This window comes from Spirillospora sp. NPDC052269, from assembly GCF_040679435.1.
GTDB lineage: Bacteria > Actinomycetota > Actinomycetes > Streptosporangiales > Streptosporangiaceae > Spirillospora.
The window spans coordinates 14,204-36,893 of record NZ_JBFAUU010000021.1 but is presented as its reverse complement, the minus strand read 5'-3'; the positions used below and the strand labels follow the sequence as shown (position 1 = coordinate 36,893).

Here is a 22,690-nt window from a genome sequence, read left to right as displayed (position 1 = left end):
GGGTCCTGATGCACGCGCCCTTCGCGTTCGACGCGTCGCTGTTCGAGCTGTGGGTGCCGCTGGCCCGCGGCGGGCAGGTCGTGGTCGCGCCGCCCGCCGAGGTGGACGCGCAGGGCGTCCGGGAGCTGAGCGTGCGTCACGCGCTGACGCACGTGCACGTGACGGCGGGGATGTTCCGGGTGCTGGCGGACGAGGATCCGGAGTGCTTCGTCTCCCTGCGCGAGGTGCTGACCGGCGGCGACGTGGTTCCCCCGGCCGCGGTGGCGCGGGTGCGCGCGGCGTGTCCGGACGTGGCGGTCCGGCATCTGTACGGGCCGACCGAGATCACCCTGTGTGCCACCGGGCACGTGGCGACGCCGGAGGACGGCGTCGTCCTGCCCATCGGACGGCCCCTGACCGACACCCGGGTGTACGTGCTCGACGGCGCGCTCCGCCCGGTTCCTCCGGGTACGCCGGGCGAGCTGTACATCGCCGGTGCGGGGCTGGCACGCGGCTACCTCGACCAGCCCGGGCCGACCGCCGAGCGGTTCGTGGCGTGCCCGTTCGGTGGTGGTCGGATGTATCGGACCGGGGATCTGGTGCGCTGGTCCGATGAGGGTGCGCTGGTGTTCGCGGGTCGTGCGGACGAGCAGGTGAAGATCCGTGGTTTCCGGGTGGAGCCCGGTGAGATCGAGGCGGTGCTGGCCGGGCATGACTCGGTCGCGCAGGCCGCGGTCGTCGCCCGCGAGGACCACCCTGGAGACAAGCGCCTCGTGGCCTACGTCGTCCCGGGCCAGGGCGATCCGGATGTGGCGGGGCTGCGTGGGTTCGCCGCCGCACGCCTGCCCGGCCACATGGTCCCCGCCGCGTTCCTGGTCCTCGACGCGCTCCCGGTCACCGCGAACGGCAAGCTCGACCGGGCGGCGCTGCCCGCTCCCGACACGGCCGGGACGGCCTCGGGACGCGACCCGCGCACGGCGGTCGAGGAGATCGTGTGCGGCCTGTTCGCCGAGGTGCTCGGGTTGGAGCGGGTCGGTCCGGACGACGGGTTCTTCGACCTCGGCGGGGACTCGCTGCTGGCGATGCGGCTGGTCGCGCGGGTCCGGGCCGTCCTGGACGCCGAGATCACGATCCGCGGCCTGTTCGCCGCGCCGACCCCGGCCCAGGTGGCGGAGCAGGCACGGGAGAGTGGTGCGTCCCGTCCCGCGCTGACCCCGAGGGAGCGGCCGGAGCGGACGCCCCTGTCGTTCGCGCAGACCCGGATGTGGTTCCTCAACCGTCTCGAGGGCGCCGGGCCGCTCTACAACGTGCCGCTGGCGCTGCGGCTGCGCGGCGAACTGGACGTCCCGGCGCTGGAGGCCGCGCTGGGCGACGTCGCCGACCGGCACGAGACGCTGCGGACGGTCTTCCCCGACATGGACGGCGTGCCCCACCAGCGCATCCTGACGGGTGACGCCGGGCGGCCCAAGCTCATCGTGCTCCGCACCGCCGAGGACGAGGTCGCCGGGCGCGTCGCCGAGATCACCGGCCGGGGCTTCGAGGTCGCGGCCGAGCCGCCCTGGCGGGCCGGGCTGCTGGAGATCTCCCCGGACGACCGGGTCCTGGTCCTGGTCGTGCACCACATCGCGGCCGACGGCTGGTCCATGGGCGCGCTGGCCCGCGACCTGTCCACGGCCTACGCGGCCCGTGCGCGGAGCGAGGCCCCGGTCTGGGCGCCGCTGCCGGTGCAGTACGCCGACTACGCCCTGTGGCAGCGCGAGGTGTTCGGCGGGGAGGACGACCCGGACAGCCTCATCCGCGAGCAGCTCGACCACTGGCGCACCACGCTGGCGGACCTGCCGGCCGAGCTGGCGCTGCCCTACGACCGCCGCCGTCCCGCCGCCGCCAGCCACCGCGGCGGCCGGGTGGCGTTCGAGATCGACGAGGCCACCCACGCCCGGCTGCTGGACGTGGCCCGGCGCGGCCGCGCGACGCTGTTCATGGTCGTCCAGTCGGCGCTGGCCGTGCTGCTGTCGCGGCTCGGCGCGGGCGACGACATTCCCGTGGGCACCGCCGTCGCCGGACGCGGCGACGCCGCCCTCGACCCGCTCGTCGGGTTCTTCATCAACACGCTGGTGCTGCGCGCCGACGTGAGCGGCGACCCGGCGTTCCTGGACCTCCTGGAGCGGGTCCGGGACGCCGACCTCACCGCCTACGCCCACCAGGACCTGCCGTTCGAGCGGCTCGTGGAGGAGCTGGCCCCGGCCCGGTCCCTTTCCCGGCACCCGCTGTTCCAGGTCTCGCTCGGCGTCCAGGACATGCCGGAGATCGCCTGGGAGTTCGCCGGCGCCCGGACCGAACGCCTCCCCGGCGGGACCGGAGCGGTCAAGTTCGACCTGTCGTTCAGCCTGTCCGCCCGCCACGGCGCGGGCGGACTCGACGGCATGCTGGTGTACGCGGGGGACCTGTTCGACGAGTCCACCGCGCGCGGCATGGTGGAGCGGCTCGTCCGCGTGCTGAGCCAGGTCGCGGGCGAACCGGCCGTCCGGGTGAGCGGCGTGGACGTGCTGGGCGACGGGGAGCGCCGCCGGGTACTGCGCGCCTGGAACGACACCGACCGCCCGCTGCCCGCCCCGTCCCCGGCGCGCCTGGTCGCCGAGTGGGCGCGGACCACTCCGGACGCCCCCGCCGTGACCGGCGGAGACATCTCCTGGAGCCACGCCGACCTTGACACCGCCGCGAGCCGGATCGCCGCGCGCCTGGCCGCCGCGGGAGTCCGGCGCGGCGACCGGGTCGGGGTCGCGCTGGACCGCTCGCCCGAGCTGGTCGCGGCGCTGCTCGGGATCTGGAGATCGGGAGCCGCCTACGTGCCGGTCGACTCCGCCTGGCCGGAGGCACGACGCGCCGCCGTGCTGGATCGGACCGGCGTCCGCACCGTGATCACCGCGGACGAGGCGACCGCGTGGATCGCGTCCGCACCGGCCGGGCCCGTCCCGGACGCCGACCCGTCCGGCGAGGATCTGGCGTACGTGATGTTCACGTCGGGTTCGACGGGCGAGCCGAAGGGCGTCGCGGTCACGCACGCCGGAGTGGCCGCGCTGGTGTCCGACCCGTGGTGGGACCTGGACGGCGCGGCGCGCGTCCTGGCGCACGCGCCGTTCGCGTTCGACGCGTCGGTGTTCGAGATCTGGGTGCCGCTGGCGCGCGGCGGCCAGGTCGTGGTCGCACCGCCCGGCGAACTCGACGCCGCCGGGCTGCGTGCGCTGATCGCGCGCCACGACCTCACCCACGTGCACGTGACGGCGGGGATGTTCCGGGTGCTGGCGGACGAGGATCCGGAGTGCTTCGCCTTGTTGCGTGAGGTGCTGACCGGCGGCGACGTGGTCCCGCCCGGCGCCGTGGCCCGGGTCCACGCGGCGTGCCCGGACGCGACCGTCCGGCATCTGTACGGCCCGACCGAGATCACCCTGTGTGCCACCGGGCACGTGGCGACGCCGGAGGACGGCGTCGTCCTGCCCATCGGACGACCGCTCGCCAACACCCGGGTGTACGTGCTGGACGAGTTCCTCCGTCCCGTCCCGCCCGGTGTGACAGGCGAGCTGTACATCGCCGGGACCGGTGTTGCCCGCGGCTACCTCGACGCCCCGGCCCGCACAGCGGAGCGGTTCGTGGCGTGCCCGTTCGGTGGTGGTCGGATGTATCGGACCGGGGATCTGGTGCGTTGGTCCGATGAGGGTGCGCTGGTGTTCGCGGGGCGTGCGGACGAGCAGGTGAAGATCCGTGGTTTCCGGGTGGAGCCGGGTGAGGTCGAGGCGGTGCTGGCCGGGCACGGTTCGGTCGCGCAGGTCGCGGTCGTCGCCCGCGAGGACCGTCCCGGAGACCGGCGGCTCGTCGCCTATGTGGTGCCCGTCGTGGAGGGCGGCACGAACGGACGGGTCCTGCGGGACCTGGTGGCCGGGCGCCTGCCCGAGCACATGGTCCCCACGGCGGTCGTCGAGCTCGACGCGATCCCGGTGACGGTCAACGGCAAGCTCGACCGCGCGGCCCTGCCGGCCCCCGAGCACACCGACGCCGAGGCGTCGCGCGCGCCCCGGACGGCGGTGGAGGAGATCCTGTGCGGGCTGTTCGCCGAGGTGCTCGGCCTGGAGCGGGTCGGGGCCGACGGCGCGTTCTTCGAACTGGGCGGCGACTCCCTGACGGCGATGCGCCTGGTCGCCCGGATCCAGGCCGTCCTGGACGTCGAACTGGGCGTCGCGGAGGTGTTCGAGGCGCCCACGCCCGCCGGGCTGGCGACGCTGCTCGGCGCCGGTCCCGGAGGCGCGGCCGGCGGCCCGGCGCTCGTCCCGAGGGAACGGCCGGAGCGGACGCCGCTGTCGTTCGCGCAGACCCGCATGTGGTTCCTCAACCGGCTCGAGGACGCCGGGGCGGCCTACAACGTGCCGCTCGCCCTGCGCCTCGACGGGGACCTCGACGTGACCGCTCTGGAAGCGGCGCTCGCCGACGTCGCCGACCGGCACGAGGTCCTGCGCACCGTCTACCCGGACGTGGACGGCGTCCCCTACCAGCGAATCCTCGACGGCGCGGCCGGACGGCCCGCGGTCGAGACCGGCGAGGCGTCCGAGGACGAGATCGGCGCCCGTGTCGGCGCGTTCCTCTCGCGCGGATTCGACGTCGCGGTGGAGACCCCGTGGCGCGTCCTGCTGCTGCGGGTCTCGCCGACGTCCCACGTCCTGGCCATGGTGGTGCACCACATCGCGGCCGACGGCTGGTCCATGGGCGCGCTGGCCCGCGACCTGTCCAACGCGTACGCGGCGCGGCGCCGGGGCGACGCCCCCGCGTGGGAGCCGCTGCCGGTGCAGTACGCCGACTTCGCGCTGTGGCAGCGCGAGGTCCTCGGCGACGAGAACGACCCCGGAAGCCTGCTCAGCGCCCGGCTCGACCACTGGCGGGGCACGCTGACCGGGCTGCCCGAGGAACTGCCCCTGCCCGCCGACCGGCCCCGGCCTCCCGTGGCGAGCCACAAGGGCGGACGTGTCGGCTTCGACGTCCCCGCCGAGACGCACGCGCGGCTGGTGGAGGTCGCGCGGCGCAACCGGGCGACGCTGTTCATGGTCGTGCAGGCCGGGCTGGCGGCGCTGCTGAGCCGGATGGGCGCCGGGACCGACATTCCGCTCGGGACCGCGGTCGCCGGCCGCGGCGACGAGGCCCTCGACCGGCTCGCCGGGTTCTTCGTCAACACGCTGGTGCTGCGCACCGACGTGAGCGGCGACCCCACCTTCACCGAACTCGTGGAGCGGGTCCGCTCGGCCGACCTCGCCGCCTACGCCCACCAGGACGTCCCGTTCGAGCGGCTGGTCGACGACCTCGCCCCCGCCCGCTCGCTCGCCCGGCACCCGCTGTTCCAGGTTTCGCTGGCCGTCCAGGACATGCCGCGCGGGTCCTGGAGCCTGCCCGGCCTGGACGTCCGTCCCGCCCGTCCCGGCGGCGCGGAGCCGGCCGCGCGCGTCGACCTGTCGTTCACGCTGGCCGAGCGGCGGCTCGAGGACGGCGGAACGGCGGGCATGCTCGGCACGGTCGACTACGCCGTCGACCTCTTCGACCGGGCCACCGCCGAGACCCTGGGCGTCCGCCTCGCCCAGGTGCTGGAATGTCTCGCCGCCGACCCCGGCCTGCGCGTCGGTGACCTGGACCTGCTGGGCACGGACGAGCGCCGCCTCCTGACCGCCGAGTGGAACGACACGGTCGAGGTCGTGCCGGTGGGGACGCTGCCCGCGCTGTTCGAGGCGCGTGTCGCCGCCGCTCCGGACGCACCGGCCGTGGCGGCCGAGGGTGGCGAGTGGACGTATGCGGAGTTGGATCGCGAGGCGAACCGGATCGCGCGCCTGCTGATCAGGCGTGGTGTCGGTCCGGAGCAGACGGTGGCGCTGGCCGTGCCGCGTTCTCCGCTGATGGTCGCGGCGGTGCTCGGCATCGCCAAGGCCGGGGCCGCCTATCTGCCGGTCGATGTCGCCTATCCGGCCGAGCGGATCGCTCACATGCTGCGCGATGCGGACCCGGCGGCCGTGCTGGGGGTCACCGGGACGCTGGCCGGCCTGCCCGACCCGGACGGCGCGGCGGTGCGGCTGGCGCTGGACGCCGAGGATGTTCGCGGAGAGCTCGCCGCCCTGCCGTCCACCGCGCCGAGTGACGCTGACCGGACTGCCCCGCTCACCCCGGTCCACCCGGCGTATGTGATCTACACGTCCGGGTCCACGGGCATGCCGAAGGGCGTCGTGGTCACGCACGCCGGGCTCGGCAACCTGGCCGCCGCGCACGCGGCACGCCTCGGCGCGGGCACGGACTCGCGCGTCCTGCAGTTCGCCTCCCTGAGCTTCGACGCCGCGGTCTGGGAGATGTGCATGGCGCTGCTCGCCGGCGGGTGTCTGGTCATGGCCGATTCTGACCTGCTTCCGCCGCATGGTTCACTGGCCGATCTGGCGCGGCGGTTCGGGATCACGCACGCGACGTTGCCGCCGACCGTGGTGTCGGCGCTGCCGGACGACGGTCTCGGCCCGATCAGGACGGTCGTCGTCGCGGGCGAGGCGTGCCCACCGCGTCTGGTCGAGCGCTGGGCCGAGGGACGGCGGCTGGTGAACGCCTACGGCCCGACCGAGACCACGGTGTGCGCGTCCATGACCGCGCCCCTGAGTCCTGGAACGGGAACGGTCACCATCGGGCGGCCGCTGCCGAACACCCGCCTGCACGTGCTGGACGAACGGCTCCGGCCCGTCCCGCCCGGAGTGACCGGTGAGCTGTATGTGGCGGGCCTTCCGCTCGCCCGCGGCTACCTGCGCAGGCCCGGCCTGACGGCGGGCCGGTTCGTCGCCTGCCCGGACGGTCCGCCCGGCGAGCGCATGTACCGCACCGGAGACCTGGCGCGCCGGACCCGGGACGGCGAGCTGGTGTTCGCCGGACGCGCCGACGACCAGGTCAAGGTCCGCGGCTTCCGGATCGAGCTGGGCGAGGTCGAGAACGTGCTCGCCGCGCATCCCCGCGTCGCGCAGGTCGCCGTCCTGGTCCGGGAGGACCGTCCGGGCGAGCGCCGGCTGGTCGCCTACGCCGTCCCGGCCTCGGACGGCCCCGACGTCGACGCCGCCGGCCTGCGGACCTACGCGGGGGAGCGGCTGCCCGAGCACATGGTCCCGGCGGTGGTGGTCACCGTCCCGGAGATCCCGGTCACCGTGAACGGCAAGGTGGACCGGGCCGCGCTTCCCGCTCCCGCCGCCGTCGAGGGGACGGCCGGACGCGCCCCCGAGACGGCGGCCGAGGAACTGCTCTGCGCCCTGTTCGCCGAGGTCCTCCACGCGGAGCGGATCGGCCCGGACGACGGCTTCTTCGACCTCGGCGGCGACTCGATCATGTCGATGCAGCTGGTCTCCCGGGCGCGGAAGGCCGGGCTGCGGATCGGCGCGCAGGACGTCTTCCGGCACCCGACCCCCGCCGGGCTCGCCCGCGCCGCCGAGGCGGCGGCCGAGACCGCGGACGGCCTCGACCCCGCCGATGACGAGCCGCTCGGCGAGGCGCCGCTGACCCCGGTCATGCGCTGGCTCGCCGAGCGGTCCGGAACGGACGCCCTCACCGGACGCCTGACCCAGTGGACCGCGCTGAGCGCCCCGGACGACCTGACCACCGAGAAGCTCGTCGCGACCGTCCAGGCCGTCCTGGACCACCATGCGGTCCTGCGCGCACGGCTGGTCGGAGAGCCCGACGACCTGCGCCTCGACATCCCCGCCCCCGGCTCGGTCTCGGCCCGTGACCTGGTCGAACGCGTCGAGATCAAGGGCGAGGCCGAGCCGTCGGCGATCACCGGGCACGCCCGCCGCGCCGCCGCCGGGCTGGACCCGCGCGCCGGACGCCTGGCGCGCGTCGTCTGGCTGGACGCGGGTCCGGACCGTCCGGGCCAGGTGCTCTGGGTCGTGCACCACCTCGCCGTGGACGGGGTGTCCTGGCGGATCCTCGTGCCCGACATCGCCGCCGCCTACGCGGGAGCCGAGCTCACTCCGCCCGGCACCTCGTTCCGCGGATGGGCGCGACTGCTCGCCGCCCGCGCCGCCGACCCCGGCCGGGTGGCCGAGCTGGACGCCTGGACGCGCCTGCTGGGCGGGGACGACCTGCTCGCCGGACTCCCCGCCGACAGCGGTCCCGCCGCCGACCAGCGGCGGCTGACCTTCCCCGTCGCGGCGGACCTGACCGGCCCGCTGGTCACCGACGTCACCGCCGCCTTCCACGCCGGAGTGGAGGACGTGCTGCTCGCGGCGCTCGCGGCCGCGGTCACCGAGTGGCGGACCCGGCGCGGCGGCACGGGCGGCCTGCTGGTGGACCTGGAGGGGCACGGCCGCGAGGAGTTCACGGCCGGGCTCGACCTGTCCCGGACGGTCGGCTGGTTCACCGTCGTCCACCCGGTCCGGCTCGACGTCGGACGGCCCGACTTCGCCCGGCTGCGCGCCGGCGGCGACGACGCGGGCGAGGTCGTCAAGCGGGTGAAGGAGCAGCTCAGAGCGGTCCCCGAGGACGGGCTGGGGTTCGGGATGCTCCGCTACCTCAACCCCGACACCGGCCCGGCCCTCGCCGCCCTCCCCGTCCCGCGCCTGGGATTCAACTACCTCGGCCGGTTCGCCGGAGGACCTCCGTCCGGGGGACCTCCGTCCGGGGGACCTCCGTCCGGGGGACCTCCGTCCGGGGGACCTCCGTCCGGGGGACCTCCGTCCGCGGGGCCCCCGCCCGGGGGACCGGCGCCGGGCGAGCGCGCCTGGCGGCAGGGCGCCATGGGCGGCGACCCCGACCCGGGGATGCGCGCGCCGCATCCGCTGGAGGCGACCGCGGCCGTCCGCGACACGCCCGGCGGGCCCGAGCTGACCCTGTCGCTGTCGTGGGCCGGTGAAGCACTCACCGACGCCGACGTCCAAGGACTCAAAACAGCCTGGTTGGACATGCTCGCCGGCCTCGTCGCGCACACGGCGGCGGGCGCGGGCGGCCACACGCCCTCCGACTTCCCCTTGGCCGGGATGAGCCAGGAGGACCTCGGAGAGCTGGAAGCGAAGTGGGGCGAGAACCGATGAGCGGATCCGAATTCACCGACGTCTGGCCGCTGTCGCCGATGCAGCAGGGCATGGCCTTCCACGCGCTCTTCGACGAGGACGCCCCGGACGTCTACGTCGTCCAGCACGTGCTCAACCTGAACGGACCGCTCGACGCCGCGACGCTGCGCGCGTCCTGGGCGACGCTGCTCGACCGGCACGCGGGACTGCGGGCGGGGTTCGTCCAGCTCGCCTCCGGGACGCTGGCCCAGGTCGTGGCCGCCTCGGTCGAGCCGCCGTGGCGCGAGGCCGATCTGACCGGGCTGGCCGACGAGGAGGCCCGCGCGGCCTCGGCCGCGGTCGCCGCCGAGGAACGCGAGCGCCGCTTCGACATCGCCCGCCCACCCCTGCTGAGGCTCGCGCTGGTCCGGCTCGCCGCCGACCGGCACCAGCTGGTGATCACCCACCACCACATCCTCATGGACGGCTGGTCCATGCCCGTCATGCTCCGTGAGCTGTCGGCCGCCTACGCGGCGGGCGGCGACGGGAGCGGGCTGCCGCCGGTCACCCCCTACCGCGACTACCTGGCCTGGCTGGCCCGCCAGGACCGGGACGCGGCCCGCGAGGCGTGGACCGCCGAACTGGCGGGCGCCGACCGGCCCACCCTGGTCGGCGGGGACGACCCCGACGCGGCCCCGGTCGTCCCCGAACGCGCCGCCATCCACCTGGACGAGGACCTGACCGCCTCCCTGCGGGCGCTCTGCCGGGCGCGCGGGCTGACCCTCAACACCGTCCTGCAGGGCGCGTGGGGCATGCTCCTCGCCGCGCTGACCGGCCGCGACGACGTCGTGTTCGGCGCGACCGTGGCGGGCCGGCCGCCCGAGCTGCCCGGCGTGGAGGCCATGCTCGGCCTGTTCATCAACACCGTGCCCGTCCGGGTCGGGCTCGACCCCGCCGAGACGTTCGAGACGATGCTGGCCGGCCTTCAGGACCGGAGCACCGCGCTGCTGCCGCACCAGCACCTCGGGCTCACCGACATCCAGCGCGCCGCCGGGCCCGCCGCGTCCTTTGACACCCTGCTCGTCTACGAGAACTACCCGCGCGAGCCCGCCGGGCTGCCGCCCCGCAACGGCCCCGGCGGGCAGGCGGGCGGAGTGAAGATCGCCCCGATGGGAGCGCTCGGCCGCGACGCCACGCACTACCCGCTCATGCTCGCGGTGGCCCCCGCCCACCGGCTGGGCCTGCGCATCGACTACCGGCCCGACCGGTTCGGCGCGGCCGAGGTCCGCGCGATGCTGGGCCGCCTGGAACGCGTTCTGCGCCAGTTCGCCGCCGACCCCAAGACCCGCGTCGGCGACGTGGAGATCCTGACCGAGGATGAGCGCGAGCTCGTCCTGACGTCCTGGAACGACACCGCCCGCGATGTCACCGGCTCGACGGTTCCCGAGCTGTTCGAGCGGCAGGTGGCGCGGACGCCGGACGCTCCCGCCGTCCTGGCTGAGGACGCGCGGTGGTCCTATGCCGAACTCGACGCCGAGGCCAACCGGATCGCGCACGAACTGATCGCTCAGGGCGCGGCGCCCGAACACCTCGTCGCGGTCGCGCTTCCACGGTCCGCGCGCGCCGTCGCCGCGATGCTCGGCACCCTCAAAGCGGGCGCGGCGGTCATGCCGGTCAACCCCGACTACCCGGTCGAGCGGGTGCGCATCATGCTCGCCGACGCCCACCCGACCGTGGCGATCGGATCAGGCCCGGCACCGGACGGGTCACCCGCCACCGGATGGCTGGATCTGGACGACCCCGCAGTCGCCGCCGCGATCGGAGCCCGTCCGGACGGCGCCCCTGACGACGGTGACCGAGGCGTCCCTCTGCGGCCTGATCACCCTTTGTATGTGCTGTACACGTCGGGTTCGACGGGTGTGCCCAAGGGGGTGGTGATGCCTGGTGGGTCGATGGTGAATCTGTTGGCGTGGCATGAGTCGGTGCTGTTGCCCGAAACTGGGGCGCGGACGGCGCAGTTCACCAATCTTGGCTTCGATGTGTCGGTGCAGGAGATCCTGTCGGCGCTGCTGGCCGGCAAGACCCTGGTCGTCCCCGGTGATGAGGACCGGATGGGCGGGGCGGAGCTGGCGCGCTGGGCGGAACGCGAAGGCGTGACAGAGCTGTACGCACCGAACCTCGTCCTCGAAACCCTCGCAGAGGCCGCCCGGCAGCACCTGGTACCGCTGGACGGTCTGGCGCACTTCGCCCAGGCCGGTGAGGCACTTCGGCCCGGGGACGCGGTGCGGGCGTTCTTCGCCGACCGTCCGGGGACGCGGCTCCACAATCACTACGGCCCGACCGAGACCCACGTCGTGACCGCGACGACCCTTCCGGACGACGTCGCCGACTGGCCTGTGAACCCTCCCATCGGACGACCCGTATGGAACGTCCGCACCTACGTCCTGGACGACTTCCTGCGCCCCGTCGCCCCCGGGGTGACCGGCGAGCTGTACCTGGCCGGCGCCCAGCTCGCCCGTGGCTACCTTCGCCGTCCGTCCCTGACCGGTGAACGTTTCGTGGCGTGCCCCTTCGGCGCACCCGGTGAGCGGATGTACCGGACGGGCGACCTGGTGCGCTGGAGCGACGACGGCGCCCTGGAGTTCGCAGGTCGTGCGGACGATCAGGTGAAGATTCGCGGCTTCCGCGTGGAGCCGGGTGAGATCGCCTCGGTCCTGGAGCACCATCCTTCCATCGCTCGCGTCGTCGTGGTCCCGCGTGAGGACCGTCCGGGTGACCGGCGGTTGGTCGCCTACGTCGTCCCCACCGAACCGGACACCGCGATCGACGTGCGCGGACTGCGTGACTTCGTACGCGCCCAACTGCCGGACTACATGGTCCCGGCGACGGTCGTCCCGCTGCCCGAGCTGCCCTTGAACGCCAACGGAAAGCTCGACCGCGCCGCGCTACCCGCCCCCGACTACTCAGGGTCGATGGCCGGACGCGATCCCCGAACGGCGGCCGAGGAGATCGTCTGCGGACTGTTCGCCGAGGTCCTGGGCGTCGAGCGTGTCGGCGCGGACGACGGCTTCTTCGACCTGGGCGGCGACTCCCTGCTCGCGATGCGCCTGGTCGCGCGGATCCGCGCCGTCCTGGACGCCGAGATCTCGGTTCGCGCCCTGTTCGGCACGCCGACTCCGGCCGGGGTGGCCGCGCGCCTGGCCGCGGGCGGCTCGGCTCGACCGCCGCTGACGGCGGTCGAGCGCCCTGAGCGCATCCCGCCGTCGTTCGCACAGCGCCGCATGTGGTTCCTCAACCGCTTCGAGGACACCGGCGCGCTGTACAACATCCCGCTCGCGCTCAAACTCACCGGCGCCCTGGACGCCGAGGCCCTCGAAGCGGCGCTCGGTGACGTCGCCGACCGGCACGAGAGCCTCCGCACGATCTTCCCCGACGAGGGCGGAGTGCCCTACCAGCGGATCCTCACCCTCGACGAGGCCCGCCCCACCCTGTCGGTCGACCAGGCGTCCGCGTCGGACGTGCTCACGCGGGTCGCCGAGTTCGCGAGCCGACGCTTCGACGTGTCCACCGAGCCGCCCTGGCGTGCGGCACTCGTGCGCGTGGCCGACGCCGAACACGTCCTGGTCGTGGTGGTGCACCACATCGCGGGCGACGGCTGGTCGATGGGAGTCCTGGCACGGGACCTGTCGACCGCCTATGCCGCACGTTGCCAGGGGGAGGCTCCGGGGTGGGAGCCGTTGCCGGTGCAGTACGCCGACTACGCGCTGTGGCAGCAGGAGACCCTCGGCGACGAGGACGACACGGACAGCGTGATCAGCGCCCAGCTCGACTACTGGCGGCAGACGCTGGAGGGAGCCCCAGAGGAGCTGGCACTGCCCGCCGACCGTCCGCGTCCCGCCGTCGCCACCTATCAGGGCGACCGGGTGCACGCCAGGATCGACGCCGCCGCCCACGCCCGCCTCGTCGACCTCGCGCGCCGTAACCGGGCGACGCAGTTCATGATGGTGCAGGCCGGGCTGGCCGTCCTGCTCAACCGCATGGGTGCCGGAACCGACATTCCCCTTGGGACCGTCGTGGCCGGCCGGGGTGAGGAGGCGCTCGACCGGATCGCGGGCTTCTTCGTCAACACGCTGGTGCTGCGGACCGACGTCGGTGGGAACCCCACCTTCGCGGAGCTGGTCGGCCGGGTCCGGGAGGCCGACCTGGGCGCCTTCGCCCACCAGGACCTCCCCTTCGAGAGGCTGGTGGAGGACCTGGCCCCGGCGCGCTCGCTGGCCCGCCACCCGCTGTTCCAGGTCATGCTCGCGTTCCAGAACAATGCGCGAGCCGAGTGGGACTTCTCGGGTCTCACGGTCCACCCGCTACGTCCGGAGGGCGTCAAGGGGTCGAAGTTCGATCTCTCGTTCACCGTCACCGAACGTCGCGACGACGCCGGCGAACCCGCCGGCATGGAAGTGATCGTCGAGTACGCGGCCGACCTGTTCGACCCCGCCACCGCCCGCGACCTCGCCGACCGTCTGGTGGGCATCCTGACGCGGGTCGCCGGGGACCCGTCCCTCCGCGTCGCCGACCTCGACGTTCTCACCGCCGATGAGCGGCATCGTGTCGCCACGTGGAACGACACCAGCCGGGCGCTGCCGGATGCCTCGTTGGTGGAGTTGGTGGAACGGCAGGTGGCGCGGACGCCGGATGAGCCTGCGGTGCTCGCCGGGGACGTTCGGTGGTCCTATGCCGAGTTGGATCGGCGGGCGAATCGGATCGCCCATCGTCTGATCGCGTTGGGTGCGGGTCCGGAGCGTGTGGTCGCGTTGATGGTGCCTCGGTCGGCGGCGATGGTCGCCGCCGTTTTGGGGGTGCTCAAGGCGGGGGCGGCTTATCTGCCGATCGATGCTGATCATCCGGTTGAGCGGATCGCGGGGATGCTGGCGGCGGCGGCTCCGGTCGTGGTGGTGGGGACGGCGTCATCGTTGGCGGCGCTGCCGGACGGTGTGGCGGCCGAGCGGCTGGTACTGGACGACCCGGATACGGCGCGGGAGTTGGCGGACGGGCGGGACACGGCCCCCGTCGATGCTGATCGGATCGCCCCCTTGCTGCCCCGACACCCTGCATACGTGCTCTTCACTTCGGGGTCGACCGGTGTGCCGAAGGGAGCGGTGCTGACGCACTCGAATGTGGTGCCGCTGGTGTTGTGGTCGGTGGCGGAGTTCGGGGTGGAGCGTCTGCGGCATGTTCTGGCCGTGGTGTCACTCAGCTTCGATCTGTCGGTGTTCGACCTGTTCACCACCTTGGCCGCGGGTGGGTGCGTGGAGGTCTCCAACGGCGTACTGGCCCTTGCCACCGAGGCGCGCGGTATGGCCGCGGACGAGCGGGTGAGCCTGGTCAACACGACGCCTTCGGCGTTCCTGGCCATGATGGAGAGCGGCGGGCTCGGCGACGTGACCGGTCCCGGCACGGCGATGCTGGCCGGGGAGGCGCTCACCCCGGCGACCCTCGCGACGATCCGCAGGCGGTTCCCCAGCACGAGGATCTCCAACCTCTACGGGCTGACGGAGACCGCGGCGTTCTCCACCGCCCACTGGGTCGATGACGATACAACGGTCACACCGATCGGGCGGCCGATCTGGAATACCCGGGTGTATGTGTTGGACGCTTACCTGTGTCCTGTTCCGCCCGGTGTGGTGGGTGAGTTGTACATCGCGGGTGCGGCTCTGGCTCGCGGTTATCTTGGGCGGCCGGATCTGTCGGCGGCGCGGTTTGTGGCCTGTCCGTTCGGGGGAGCGGGCGAGCGGATGTACCGAACTGGGGACCTTGGTCGGTGGGACGCCCGGGGGCGTCTGCTGTTCGCCGGGCGTGTGGACCACCAGGTGAAGATCCGCGGGTTCCGGGTGGAGCCCGGCGAGGTGGAGGCGGTGCTCGCCCAGCACGACCAGGTCGGCCGGGCCGCCGTACTCGCTCGCGAGGACCGCCCCGGGGACGTCCGGCTCGTCGCCTACGTCACCTTCGCCGGATCAGGCCCACGGCCGGACGCGGAGACACTGCGCCGACATGCCGCGGCAAGGCTCCCCGACTACATGGTCCCGTCCGCCGTGGTCGCGCTGCCGGAACTACCGGTCACCGTGAACGGCAAACTGGACCGTGCCGCGCTGCCCGCACCCGAGTACTCGGATCCGGTGGGGCGTGATCCGCGGACGGCGACCGAGGAGATCGTGTGCGGGCTGTTCGCGGAGGTTCTGGGGGTGGAACGGGTCGGGGCCGATGACGGCTTCTTCGACCTGGGCGGCGACTCCCTGCTGGCGATGCGGCTGCTGGCGCGGATCCGGGCCGTCCTGGACGTGGAGATCTCGGTACGGGACCTGTTCGGCGCCCCGAGCCCGGCCGGGGTGGCCGCGGCGGTGGCGGCGGGCGGCTCGGTGCGGCTGCCGCTGACGGTGCGGGAGCGTCCGGATCGGGTGCCGTTGTCGTTCGCGCAACGCCGCATGTGGTTCCTCAACCGGTTCGAGGACGCGGGCCCCGTCTACAACGTCCCGCTGGCGCTCCGGCTGACCGGTGAGTTGGACGACGCGGCCTTGGAGGCGGCGCTCGGCGACGTCGTCGACCGTCACGAGAGCCTGCGCACGATCTTCCCCGACGTCCATGGGGCTCCCTTCCAGCAGGTGCTGACCGGTGAAAGCGCGCGGCCGGCGCTGGTGAAGTGCGAGGCTTCCGCGTCCGACGTGCTGGCACGGGTCGGCGAGATCGCGGGCCGGGGCTTCGACGTCTCCGTCGAGCCGCCGTGGCGCACCGCACTGGTTCGCGTCACCGACACCGATCACGTGCTGGTCGTGGTGGTGCACCACATCGCGGCGGACGGCTGGTCGTTGGGAGTCCTGGCACGGGACCTGTCGGCGGCGTATGCCGCGCGGCGTCAAGGGGAGGCTCCGGTATGGGAGCCGTTGCCGGTGCAGTACGCCGACTACGCGCTGTGGCAGCAGGAGGCCCTGGGGGAGGAGGCGGACCCCGACAGCGTGATCAGCGCCCAGCTCGCCTACTGGCGTGAGGCCCTTGACGGGCTGCCCGAGGAGCTGTCGCTGCCCGTCGACCGTCCCCGCCCCGCCACGTCCAGTCACCGTGGAGAACGGCTGGCCTTCGGGATCGACGCCGAGACGCATGCCGGGCTGGTCGAGATCGCCCGGAAGACCGGGGCGACGCTGCACATGGTCGTGCAGGCCGGGCTGGCGCTGCTGCTGTCCCGCCTGGGCGCGGGGACCGACATCCCGATCGGGTCCGCCATCGCGGGGCGTGGCGAGGCGGCCGTGGAGCGGCTCATCGGGTTCTTCACCAACACGCTGGTGCTGCGGACCGACGTGAGCGGCGATCCCACCTTCGCGGAACTCGTCGCCCGCGTTCGGGAGAGCGACCTGAGCGCCTTCGCCCACCAGGACCTGCCCTTCGAACGGCTCGTGGAGGACCTGGCCCCGGCGCGGTCGATGGCGCGCCATCCGCTGTTCCAGGTCATGCTCTCCTTCCAGAACAACCCCCGCGCCGAATGGGACTTCGCCGGGTTGAAGGCACAACCGGTTCGTCCGGGAGGGGCGCCGGGTGCGAAGTTCGACCTGATGTTCGGCGTGGGCGAGCGGCGTGCGGCCGAGGACGGCGGGCCGGGAGGTCTCGACGGGGTGATCGAGTTCTCCACCGACCTCTTCGACCGGGCGACGGTGGAGCGGATCGCCGGCCGGTTCGGCGACGTCCTCCGGCAGGTGGCCGCTGACGCGGCGACGAGTGCCAGCCACGTGAGGATCCTCACCGAGGACGAGTGCGAGCGCGTGGTGGTGGGCTGGAACGACACCGCCCGCGATGTCGCCGGTTCGACGGTTCCGGAGTTGTTCGAGCGGCAGGTGGCGCGGACGCCGGACGCCGCCGCCGTTCTGGATGGGGACATGCGGTGGTCCTACGCCGAACTCGAGGCCGAGGCCAACCGGATCGCGCGCCATCTGATCGCGCTCGGCGCGGGCCCCGAGCGGTCCGTGGCGCTGGCCCTGCCCCGTTCCGCACGTGCCGTCGCGGTGATGCTCGGAGTCTTCAAGGCCGGGGCGGCGGTCATGCCGGTCAACCCCGACTATCCGGTGGAACGGGTTCGGGTCATGCTCGACGACGCCCGGCCCGCCATCGTCGTCGGCACCGTCGCGAGCCTGGCCGGCCTCTCCGGGGACGACCGGATCCTGGTGAGCGTGGACGACCCCGCGACCACGGCCGTCATCGCGGCACGGTCGGCGTTGCCGCCCCTCGATGTCGACCGAGGTGTCCCTCTGCGGCCTGATCACCCTTTGTATGTGCTGTACACGTCGGGTTCGACGGGTGTGCCCAAGGGGGTGGTGATGCCTGGTGGGTCGATGGTGAATCTGTTGGCGTGGCATGAGTCGGTGCTGACGGCGGAGGCGGGTGCGCGGACGGCGCAGTTCACCAATCTCGGTTTCGATGTGTCGGTGCAGGAGATCCTGTCGGCGCTGCTGGCCGGTAAGGCCCTGGTCGTCCCCGGTGATGAGGACCGGATGGGTGGGGCGGAGCTGGCGCGCTGGGCGGAACGCGAAGGCGTGACGGAGCTGTACGCCCCCAATCTGATCCTGGAGGCCGTCGCGGAGGCGGCCCGTGAGCATCAGCTGCCGCTGCCAGGACTCACGCACGTCGCCCAGGCCGGTGAGGCGCTGCGGTTGGGCGACGCGGTGCGGGCGTTCTTCGCCGACCGTCCGGGGACGCGGCTCCACAATCACTACGGCCCGACCGAGACCCACGTCGTGACCGCGACCACGCTTTCCGAAAACGCCGCCGACTGGCCTGCCACGGCGCCGATCGGTCGCCCGGTCTGGAACACGCGGATCTACGTTCTGGACGAGTACCTGGAGCCGGTCCCACCGGGCGTCGTGGGGGAGCTGTACGCGGCCGGGGCCGGGCTGGCGCGCGGCTACCTGCATCGTCCGGCTTTGACGGGTGAGCGTTTCGTGGCGTGCCCCTTCGGCGCACCCGGTGAGCGGATGTACCGGACCGGGGACCTGGCGCGTTGGAGCGAGGGCGGGGTTCTGGAGTTCGCGGGTCGTGCGGACGATCAGGTGAAGATTCGTGGTTTCCGTGTGGAGCCGGGTGAGATCGCCTCGGTCCTGGAGCGTCATCCTTCCGTTGCTCGCGTCGTCGTGGTGCCGCGTGAGGACCGTCCGGGTGACCGGCGGCTGGTCGCCTACGTCGTCCCGACCGAGTCGACCGAACCGGCAGGCGCGGTCGACCCGGCCGGGTTGCGGCGGTTCGTTCGCGAACACCTGCCTGAGCACATGGTCCCGGCGACGGTCGTCTCGCTGCCCGAGCTGCCCTTGAACGCCAACGGAAAGCTGGACCGCGCAGCACTACCCGTCCCCGACTATTCGGATCTGGCGGTCGGGCGCGCTCCGCGGACGGCGGCCGAGGAGATCATGTGCGGACTGTTCGGCGAGATCCTGGGGGTGGAGCGGGTCGGGGCCGATGACGGCTTCTTCGACCTGGGCGGCGACTCCCTGCTCGCGATGCGCCTGGTCGCGCGGATCCGCGCCGTCCTGGACGCCGAGATCTCGGTCCGTGCCCTGTTCGACACGCCGACTCCCGCCGGGGTGGTGACCCTGGTGGCAGCGGGAGGCGCGGCCCGGCTTCCGCTGCGGGTGGGTGAGCGTCCGGACAGGATGCCGTTGTCCTTCGCGCAGCGCCGCATGTGGTTCCTCAACCGGTTCGAGGAAGCGGCGGCGCTGTACAACATCCCGTTCGTGGTCCGGCTGGCAGGAGCACTGGACGTCGCGGCCCTGGAGGCGGCGCTCGGCGACGTCGCCGAGCGGCATGAGAGCCTGCGCACCGTCTTCCCTGACGAGGGCGGGGTTCCCTACCAGCGGGTCCGCACCGGTGAGGAGGGCCGTCCCCGGTTGCGAGTCCGCCGGATCGACGAAGACGACCTGCGCGCGAACCTGACGGCGATCGTCGGCGCGGGCTTCGACGTCGGAACGGAGGCGCCGTGGCGGGCCGCACTGCTGGAGCTCGGTCCGGATGACCACGTGCTGGCCGTCGTCGTGCATCACATCGCGGCGGACGGTTGGTCGATGGGAGTCCTGGCACGGGACCTGTCGACCGCCTATGCCGCACGTTGCCAGGGGGAGGCTCCGGGGTGGGAGCCGTTGCCGGTGCAGTACGCCGACTACGCGCTGTGGCAGCAGGAGGTCCTGGGGGACGAGGACGACACGGACAGCGTGATCAGCGCTCAGCTCGCCTACTGGCGCGAGGCGCTGGCCGGACTCCCCGCCGAGTTGGTACTGCCCACCGACCGTCCGCGTCCCGTCGTAGCCAGCCGGAAGGGCGGCCGCGTCGCCTTCCGAATCGACGCCGAGACCCACGCCGGGCTGGTGGAGATCGCCCGGCAGAGTGGCGCGACCCTGTACATGGTCGTGCAGGCGGGGCTGGCGCTGGTGCTGTCCCGCCTGGGCGCGGGGACCGATATTCCGATCGGGTCCGCCGTGGCCGGCCGGGGTGAGGAGGCGCTCGACCGGCTCGTCGGCTTCTTCGTCAACACGCTGGTGCTGCGGACCGACGTCGGTGGGAACCCCACCTTCGCGGAGCTGGTCGGCCGGGTCCGGGAGGCCGACCTGGGCGCCTTCGCCCACCAGGACCTGCCGTTCGAACGGCTGGTGGAGGATCTCTCCCCTGCGCGGTCGCTGGCGCAGCACCCGCTGTTCCAGGTCATGCTCTCCTTCCAGAACACGCCGCGTGCGGAGCGGGACTTCGCCGGACTGCAGACGCGGCCAGTGGGCCCGGGCGACTCGGTCGGAGTGAAGTTCGACCTGATGTTCGTCATGGCCGAGCGCCGGAAGACCGGTGCGGACGGCGGGGCGAGCGGCATCGAGGGCGCGGTGGAGTACGCGGCCGACCTCTTCGACGAGGCCACGGTGGAGGCGATCGCCGAGCGGTTCGGCGACATCCTCCGGCAGGTCGCCGCCGATCCCGGGCTCCGGGCCGGGCAGTTGGAGATCCTGACCGAGGGCGAGCGCGCGCTCGTCCTGCGGGAGTGGAACGACACCGTCCGCGAGGTCCCGGACTCCACCCTGGTGGAGTTGGTGGAACGGCAGGTGGCGCGGACGCCGGATGAGCCTGCGGTGCTCGCCGGGGACGTTCGGTGGTCCTATGCCGAGTTGGATCGGCGGGCGAATCGGATCGCTCATCGTCTGATCGCGTTGGGTGCGGGTCCGGAGCGTGTGGTCGCGTTGATGGTGCCTCGGTCGGCGGCGATGGTCGCCGCTGTTCTGGGGGTGCTCAAGGCGGGGGCGGCTTATCTGCCGATCAATGCCGATCATCCGGTCGAGCGGATCGCGGGGACGCTGGCGGCGGCGGCCCCGGTCGTGGTGGTGGGGACGGCGTCGTCGCTGGCGGCGCTGCCGGACGGTGTGACGGTCGAACGGCTGGTGCTGGATGATCCGGCCACCATGGCCGCACTGGAGGAGGGGCCCGAACGGGCGCCGGTCGACGCCGACCGGATCGCTCCGCTGCGATCGCGGCATCCCGCGTATGTGCTCTTCACTTCGGGGTCGACCGGTGTGCCGAAGGGCGCGGTGCTGGCGCACTCGAATGTGGTGCCGCTGGTGTTGTGGTCGGTGGCGGAGTTCGGGGTGGAGCGTCTGCGGCATGTTCTGGCCGTGGCGTCGCTCGGCTTCGATCTGTCGGTGTTCGACCTGTTCACCACCTTGGCCGCGGGTGGGTGCGTGGAGGTCTCCAACGGCGTACTGGCCCTTGCCACCGAGGCGCGCGGTATGGCCGCGGACGAGCGGGTGAGCCTGGTCAACACGACGCCTTCGGCGTTCCTGGCCATGATGGAGAGCGGCGGGCTCGGCGACGTGACCGGTCCCGGCACGGCGATGCTGGCCGGGGAGGCGCTCACCCCGGCGACCCTCGCGACGATCCGCAGGCGGTTCCCCAGCACGAGGATCTCCAACCTCTACGGGCTGACGGAGATCGCGGTGTTCTCCACCGCCCACTGGGTCGATGACGATACAACGGTCACACCGATCGGGCGGCCGATCTGGAATACCCGGGTGTATGTGTTGGACGCTTACCTGTGTCCTGTTCCGCCCGGTGTGGTGGGTGAGTTGTACATCGCGGGTGCGGCTTTGGGGCGCGGTTATCTTGGGCGGCCGGATCTGTCGGCGGCGCGGTTTGTGGCCTGTCCGTTCGGGGGAGCGGGCGAGCGGATGTATCGAACTGGGGACCTTGGTCGGTGGGACGCCCGGGGGCGTCTGTTGTTCGCCGGGCGTGTGGACCACCAGGTGAAGATCCGCGGGTTCCGGGTGGAGCCCGGCGAGGTGGAGGCGGTGCTCGCCCAGCACGACCAGGTCGGCCGGGCCGCCGTACTCGCTCGCGAGGACCGCCCCGGGGACGTCCGGCTCGTCGCCTACATCACTCCCGCGGAGACCGACTCGGAACCGGACGCCGATGAACTGAAGAGGCATGCGGCCGGAAGCCTGCCCGATTACATGGTCCCCTCGGCGGTGGTCGTGCTCGAGGAACTGCCGGTCACCGTGAACGGCAAACTGGATCGTGCCGCGCTGCCCGCTCCCGGCCGTGACCTCCAAGCAGGGGGACGTCCTCCGGCGACCCGCGAGGAGGAGATCCTCTGCGGACTGTTCGCCGAGGTGCTGGGCGTCGAGAGCGTCGGAGCCGACGACGGCTTCTTCGACCTCGGCGGCAACTCGTTGCTCGGTATGCGGCTGGTCGCCCGCGTCCGGGCCGAACTCGACCCGTCGGTCACCGTCCGTTCGCTGTTCGCGACGCCCACACCGGAGGGACTCGCCGCAGGACTCGGAGGCCAGGGCAGTGGCGGCGGCGATCTGGACGTGCTGTTCCCGCTGCGGGCCGGGGGAGACGCGCCGCCGTTGTTCTGCTTCCATCCGGCCTCCGGCCTCGGCTGGCGGTACGCGGGGTTGGCCGCCGTCCTGCCGGACGACGTCCCGCTGTACGCGGTGCAGGCGCGCGGGCTGGATGGCGAGGCGCCGCTGCCCGACTCGATCGAGGAGATGGCGGCCTACTACGTCGACCGCATCCGCACCGTGCAACGCCAGGGGCCGTACCGCCTGCTCGGCTGGTCGTTCGGCGGGCTCCTCGCCCAGGCCGTCGCCACCCGGCTCCAGGAGTCGGGCGAAGAGGTCTCGCTGCTGGCGATCCTTGACGCCTATCCGTCCGAGGAACCGTCTGAGGAGGCCGCCACCAGGGATGCGGCGAAGGGCGGCAAGCGGGTACGCGCAGACCGGCTGCCGCCTGAGGCGCGGGCACGGATGATCGACAAACTGATCGACTCGGTGCTGGCCTTCGCGGGCGGGCAGGAAGGGCGCACCGAGCTCGACGAAGGGGCCGTGGAGGCGATCCGGCGCGTCGCGCTCAACAACGAGAACCTCACCATGGGCTTCGTCCCCGGGGTGTTCCGCGGTGACCTGACGTTGTTCGTCGCCGCCCTCGACCGGCCCGCCGGCCGGCCCGCCGCGTCCGCCCCGGACGCGTGGCGGCCCTATGTGGAGGGCGAGATCGAGAGCCACCTCATCGAGGCGAGCCACGAGAAGCTGACCGCCCCCGGCCCCCTCGCGGAGATCGGGCGGCTGCTGGCCTCCGGACTCGCCCTCGGCGAGGCTCCCGGAAAGTTGGACGCATAG

The 22,690-nt window shown here is 73.0% G+C and carries 2 protein-coding genes (1 of these 2 only partly in view); both read left to right on the top strand.

The window, feature by feature from the left end; all coding sequences use genetic code 11:
• On the top strand, positions 1 to 9,056 hold the 3' portion of the coding sequence (locus AB0L06_RS35730; protein ID WP_500235605.1) for a non-ribosomal peptide synthetase. The gene continues 1,930 nt to the left of window position 1, outside the view; only the last 9,056 of its 10,986 coding nucleotides appear in the window; its start codon lies beyond the left edge, outside the window; the stop codon is at positions 9,054 to 9,056.
• Complete coding sequence (locus tag AB0L06_RS35725) at positions 9,053 to 22,690, top strand: non-ribosomal peptide synthetase (protein WP_500235604.1); 13,638 nt, start codon at positions 9,053 to 9,055, stop codon at positions 22,688 to 22,690. The genes AB0L06_RS35730 and AB0L06_RS35725 overlap by 4 nt, the downstream gene beginning before the upstream one ends.